The organism is Bacteroides sp. OM08-11 (genome assembly GCF_003438665.1).
Classification (GTDB): domain Bacteria; phylum Bacteroidota; class Bacteroidia; order Bacteroidales; family Bacteroidaceae; genus Bacteroides; species Bacteroides cutis.
The window spans coordinates 49,272-55,875 of sequence record NZ_QSTJ01000011.1; the positions used below are offsets into that span (position 1 = coordinate 49,272).

General features: G+C 41.7%; 2 protein-coding genes. Both read right to left on the reverse strand.

What is annotated here, in order from left to right; genetic code table 11:
* Positions 1–70: 70 nt before the first annotated feature.
* Positions 71–2,989 carry a PD-(D/E)XK nuclease family protein gene (locus DXC10_RS15725; RefSeq protein WP_117738378.1) on the reverse strand — a complete coding sequence of 973 codons (2,919 nt, stop codon included), beginning with the start codon at positions 2,987–2,989 and terminating at the stop codon, positions 71–73.
* Between the two features lie 40 nt (positions 2,990–3,029).
* Positions 3,030–6,386 carry an exodeoxyribonuclease V subunit beta gene (locus tag DXC10_RS15730; protein ID WP_117738379.1) on the reverse strand — a complete coding sequence of 1,119 codons (3,357 nt, stop codon included), beginning with the start codon at positions 6,384–6,386 and terminating at the stop codon, positions 3,030–3,032.
* Positions 6,387–6,604: the final 218 nt, after the last annotated feature.

Here is a 6,604-nt window from a genome sequence, read left to right on the forward strand (position 1 = left end):
CCAGGAATTTACATATCCTTATATGATGTAACAATTTTAGACAATCTCCTTTTTCATGCCTTTATATTTTTTATCTCTTACATAGTTTTCTATAATCGCAGTATTCACACTTTTTACTGTCTTTCGTTTGAGTAAAAGGTTCATCAGGATTGTATATTTCTTGTAATAATGCCTTTAGGCGGTCTCTAAAATCATCTTCAAAAAAAGCGAAATTGTTTACCGGTATCTTGGGCTGGCGGGGTGCCCCCATTTCTATGACTGGTGAGTAACTTTCCGATGCTGCCCGGTGAATATACAACAGGGAGGGAGCTACTTTCAATGGTTGTTTACGGCACATGATACAGGCATATAAGAATGTCTGGAAAATATAGTTCGGACGTCCTTCGGCAGGAATAAACAATTGTTCTATACTTTCCGGAGTTTTTGGGGTACCTCCGGTTTTGTAATCAACAATACGTAAAGTATCATTCTTGCTATCCAGTCTGTCTATGGTACCGCCTATCTGTAAGGGCAGTTTTCCTAAAGGGGTATCAACTTCCATCGTTTCCCTGATTTCTTGCTCCATACCTTCCATACAGAATGGGGCATATTGCAAATCGTTACGTAAAAGTTGTCGTAGGTAGGAAGTGATGACTTTGGAGTGAATAAGCTGTGTACCGTTATATTCCGGTTGTTCTTCTTCTGATACGTGGAAGAATTTTTCCTTAAAAGCACAGTCTACGTAAGACTGTAGTTTCACATCATTTCGTAATAATTGCTCTAAATCCTCTTTTCGTATTTCTTTACCGTTGGTTATGAGGTCATTGTATACCAGTTCGGAAGAACGGTGGAAAATGGTTCCGAACAGGGCAGAGTCTATTTCGGCACTGACTTCATCCGGCGTTTTCAGCCCGGCGACACGATGATAGTAAAACTTCAATCTGCAATCCAGGTATTCGTTGAGTGCCGATGGCGAGAAGAAAGCCTTAGGGTGACGACGGACATCATATGAGTCATACATCCGCTTCAGCACTTCGGATGTCTTTTTTATTTGGATATCGCGGCTATGCTGTGGAGATTGTCCCGCTTCAAGATATTTTCGGGAGATGTCATACGGTGACTCTATCAGGAACTGAAGCATGAAACGTGACATTTCTCCACGGTTCAATCCGTCTGACGCAGTATTATATAATAAAGTGATATTCTCGGCACGTTGTATCAGACGATAAAAATAATAGGCATATACAGAATTCTTATGTTCAATGGTAGTCATACCGAATGCTTTACGCAGATTGTAAGGGATAAACGAAGAATCTCCGTTTGCTTTGGGAAGTTGTCCTTCATTGAGGGATAGCATGATAAGATTACGGAAATCGAGATTACGTGTCTCGAGCACTCCCATTACCTGCATACCAATGGCGGGTTCCCCATGAAACGGGATGTTGGTAGAAGTGAGTAGACGGTTCAATAATCGTTTGAATGTGTCTGTCTGCAAACTCAGCCCGTCGGTTTCAATCAGGTTTAACAGACGGTTGACGAGGGTATAACTCTTGAATAGGGATTCTCGGTAAAGTTGGTTGAAAATGTCTTCCGCATCCTTCTCTTGACGATAGATGACGGCTACTTCACGCAACAAGTCGGTAATGTAACGGCATAGTGAGGCAATACCGTTTTGAGGGGTAAATACCTGTTCAAGAAAGTCGTCTTTCTTTAGTTCGGAAGGGAGAGGATAGAAACGGTTGTCTCTCGTTAACTGCTCCTCCAAGTCTTCCGCAAATGGTGAGAGTTGACGTGTATAGGAATGCTTCAACACAGAAAGTACACTTTCGTAGGTATATCGTCCCGTATCGGTACGATAACCGGTAGTCTGCATTTCCAGTAGAGCGTTGATATAACTGTATACGGGTGTTTGTGCCAAAGGAAATCCCATGGTGATATTGACATTCTTCACTTCGGAAGGAATGGAGTGGAGTACGGGCAGCAACAAGGCCTCGTTGCAGAGTACCACCGCATTTTCTTTCTCAGATGTTTCCCAACCTTCTTCCTTATGGTTTGTAGTTTGTAATTTATAATTTTTGATCCCTCTAATCCATTCCGGAATATAACGTGCCTGTGCATTTTCTGTTGGTGCAGAGATGAAATGTATTTGTTTGGGCTTGCGTAATGTATCGAACGCACTTTCCGGTAATTCATTTGGAAATACCTTCAGATTACGAAGAATGAATTCTCCGGCTTCGTGGACATAAGGAGGTTTTTGTTCGTGGGGCAAACGGGTATAAAATATATCATAGTCCCAATAAAACATAGCTTTCCCTGCATTCTGTAATCGGAGGAAAAACTCAGTCTCTACTTTATTCAACACATTGAAACCTACAAATACGTAGCGGTCATAATGCAGACGGTCGGCATCAAGTTGTTCTATGACGTTGCGATACATCATGCCTTCGTACGCAATGCCCAAATGGGTCAGATTGGTACGATAATGGCGGTAGATATCACCTAATTTATCCCAAAGAGATATAAACTTCTCTTTGAGTTGTGTACGTTTTTCTATAGAGAAATTTTGAAAAAATTGTTGTATGGCCTCTTCCTGTTCTTTGTCAAGGAAGTCATAGTTATCCATGATGTTCTTCAAATCCTGTAAATTGGTGAAAAGACGATCGGCGTCTACCAGATTTTTATCCACATCATCAAAATCACTGATGAGTAATTCTCCCCAGAAATAAAAATCATCCAATGGTTCTTCACTGTGAGTTTCTTCACAGAATACTTTATAAAGTTCACATACCATCCGGATAGGATCACCCGGCTTCAACGTAGAAAGTTGCCGGAACAGTTCACTGATATTTACGTAGGCAGGTGACCAGATGGGCTTGTCGCTTTCTGCTGCCAGATACTCGTTGAAGAACAAGCCGGCACGTTTATTGGGAAATACGATAGCCGTACGCGACAAATCGTCTCCTATTTTTGAATGAAGGTCGTGAGCGACCAATTGAAGAAATGTTTCCATGTAATGTCTATATCCTGTTTGCCAGTATGACTGGACATTATTATACTTTTTCTATATTTCCTTCTTCCACATACCACAGATATCCGTTGATACTGTTTGCATCATATCCCATGCGAACCAGTAATTGCATATAACCTTGTACCTGTCTATTGTATTTTTTATTCGGTTTACCGAATTTGAAGTCAATAACCACTATTTCGCCATTTCGCATCATTACCCTGTCAGGGCGGCGGGTATGCAATTCTCCGTTCTCTCTCCAGATAATATCACATTCATTGAATAACTGCCAACTACCCGAGTACCAGTCTTTGATTTGTGGGATGGAAAAAGCACGTCGAGTCAGGTCACGAACTTCTTCTTCTGTTTCCGTGCGACCGATTATTCCCTCAAATACAAGTCTGTTGATAGCGTCATCAATGTCAGCTTCTGTTTTGATGGCGGAGAAAAGAGTATGCAGCAAACGCCCCCGGTTGATGAAACGTTGCCAAGACTCAGCTTCATCCACACCGGCTATAAAGTCTGCCGAACGGTTGGACTGTCGGAATTCGATGTCATGGCGCATACTTTCCATATGAACGGGGAGTTTTGCGGCAGTCTGTGCCAGTTTATTGATTACGGGAGTATCGACAAGAAGGTCGGGTTTGTCTGACGGACATATTTTGCCACATTCATAAATACTTTCTTCATCCCATGTCCCTTCGCCTGATTTGACAACTTGCGGTAATGCGGCGGAAAGAAGCTCGGATATGGTTCCTTTTTGCTTTTTTTTGCTCCATAGGATTAAATTCTTTCCGGTACGGGTAAAAGCCACGTAGAGCAAATTCAGATTGTCTACCCACAATTGCAACCGTTCGTCCAAATAATCTTTCCGGTATACCGATTCGGCCATGGTGGAGGAGTAGTTGATCGGAACGATATCCAGTGCATTGTAAGGCTTTTCCGGTGCCGTACACCATACGAGCTGGTTATTGGTTTCATTCTCTAACTTCCAGTCACAAAAAGGTATCAGTACAGTATGAAATTCCAATCCTTTTGATTTGTGGATGGAATAGATACGTATGCCGTCCATTTCTCCACTGGGTATAGTCTTGGAACAGAGCGTTTCATCCCAAAAGCGAATAAAGGCGTCAAGGTCGGAAGAATTACTTTGCAGATATTCCGTTACGGCATCGAAGAAAGAAAACAAATAAGCGTCTTGCTTTTTAATATTACCCATATTGAAAATGCTGAACAATTCTTCCAGCAACTCGTATAGCGGCATCAAACGTAACTCGTCCTTACGAGAAATGAAGTCTTCAGGCAATAATGTTTCAGGAGAAGCCATGAGCAGACCATTCAAATCTATGTTTTCCTCATATTCCTCTTTTTCTGTTCCTTTCTTTGTAACTTGTAATTGATAATTTGTAATTAACGAAGCCCTTGCGATAGTCTCTTGCGGATTGGACAGATAGCGCAGTGCATCCATCAGCATACAGATGGCAAGTGATGCATCCAAACGGAAAGCTTCGTCGGAAACTATCGGGAGGTTCAGTTCTTTGTCGAAGTAATCGGCAATCGTTGGGATATTCTTGTTTTTTCGTACAAGAATGGTAATGTCATTCAATTGGACACCTTCATTGAGCAGCTGTCTGACTTCTTCTCCTAAGGCTATCAAGGTTTTTTCCGTATAATTATGCTCGTCGTCCGGTTCAAGGAATGCAGCTTTTACATATCCTTTCGTTTCTGTTTTGGGCGATTCTTGTGCGACGTCGGCATAAGCTTGTTTCAAAGAGAAACATTCCTCTTTCAATTCTTCCAGATACAGGGAATTCAGATAATCTACGGCTGCTGTGAAAAAACGGTTGTTGAAACGGATAATATTTGTTTCACTTCGACGGTTGATTTTCAAAGTTTCTACACGTACCGGGAAAGGAAACGGAGTAGAGGACTCGGCCGGGTAAGCTGTGCCCAAACCATTCAATATTCCCCAGTCTCCATTTCGCCAACGATAGATGGACTGTTTCACATCCCCCACAATCAAGCTGTCGGCTCCTTGCGAAAGCCCTTCGAGTAATAGTAAACGGAAATTGTCCCATTGCATACGGCTGGTATCTTGAAATTCGTCGATCATCACATTCCGTATGTTGGCGCCTATCTTTTCAAACACAAAAGAAGAATCTCCTTCATGCACCAGTTTATGCAGGAGGGCATTTGTATCGGATAAAAGAAAACGGTTATGCTCACGGTTCAGCGTGCGTACTTCTTCATCAATATGGTTGAGTAGTTGCAACTTGTTGAGGTGTTGCAGGGAAAGGCGGCAACTGTTTATCGTGCGACTTTTCTGTGACCTCAATTGTTCGGCATCTTGCAGTAAGGGTATCAGGCTGGTTTCTGCCAGGTGAATGATATCATTTTTGCGTGCGGAGGTTTTTGTGGTCCAGTTTTTGGCATCTGCCAGGCAGCTTTGCAAGGTAGCGTTTATAACATCCTTGTCTGTCAATCTGCCATCCCGCAATTTGCGGAAGTAACTGCCGATGCCTCGTGAACCTCCTTTCAAGTCTTCCGGAACGAGAGCATGACTTTCAAGTTCACCTTCGAATTGGTCATAGAAACCTTTCATTTGTTCCAATGCCTCAGTTTCCATTTCACGCAGCACGTCACGATAAAGTTTTATTGTCTCGGGGTTACGAAGTTTTTGTCGCAATCCTTCGCCCCGCTCTATATAACTCTCGTCGAAGATATTCCGTCCGAAGTTTTTTACTTCGTTAGAAACATTCCACCGTTTATCATCGGCTATACGTTCATTGATGTAATCCAATAGCCATGCCAGTACGGGTGAAGTGGGAGAGAGCTTCTCTATGAGACTGTCTACGGCATTGCTCAACACATCGGTATTGTTCAGTTCAATATTTAGATTAGGACTAAGTTCCAGTTCCCGGGCAAGGTTACGCATTACGGACTGGAAGAATGAGTCGATCGTTTCTACACGGAAACGGCTGTAGTCATGTAGCATATATTGCAATGCCATTCCTGCTCGCCGGCGAATTTCTGCGTCTTCGTTGTCCGAAAATAGTTTTTTACCTGTTGAGAACGTTTCTTTATCTGCTGGAAGCGCTTTTTCATTTACTGAAAGTGTTTCCCCATTCTCCTTCTTTGTAATTCGTAATTCGTAGTTTGTTTTTCTCAGGTCTTCTTTGATACGCGTCAAGTATACCTCCGAAGCCGGATCTTTCTTCCATATACCGTAAAGTTGTGTCAGGATACGTTCTTTCATTTCTGCTGTAGCCTTGTTGGTAAAGGTTACAGCAAGTATCTGTCGATAGGCATGTGGATTGAGTATTAAGTGCTTGATATATTCCACTGCCAAAGTAAAAGTTTTTCCCGAACCGGCAGAGGCTTTATATATTAATAGTTCCATGTAGAAAAAGGATTCAGTGTTTAAGAAACAAAGATAATGTAAACTTTACATAGAATGAAATGAATGTGTTTATTTTATCAAATACATTCATTTAAAATATGAATAAATAATAAAGAATGTTTGTGTAATCAGTTGAAAATAAGTTGTATACGTCTAATTCTTGAGGGTGTTTTTTAAACGTTCGTATAAAAAACACTTTTTTAGCCTTGTATGTAAAA

What these genes read in the sequence shown, in the direction of transcription:
- DXC10_RS15725 (WP_117738378.1), bottom strand. Translation starts at nt 2,989, where the DNA reads ATGGAAACATTTCTTCAATTGGTCGCTCACGACCTTCATTCAAAAATA.
- DXC10_RS15730 (WP_117738379.1), bottom strand. Translation starts at nt 6,386, where the DNA reads ATGGAACTATTAATATATAAAGCCTCTGCCGGTTCGGGAAAAACTTTT.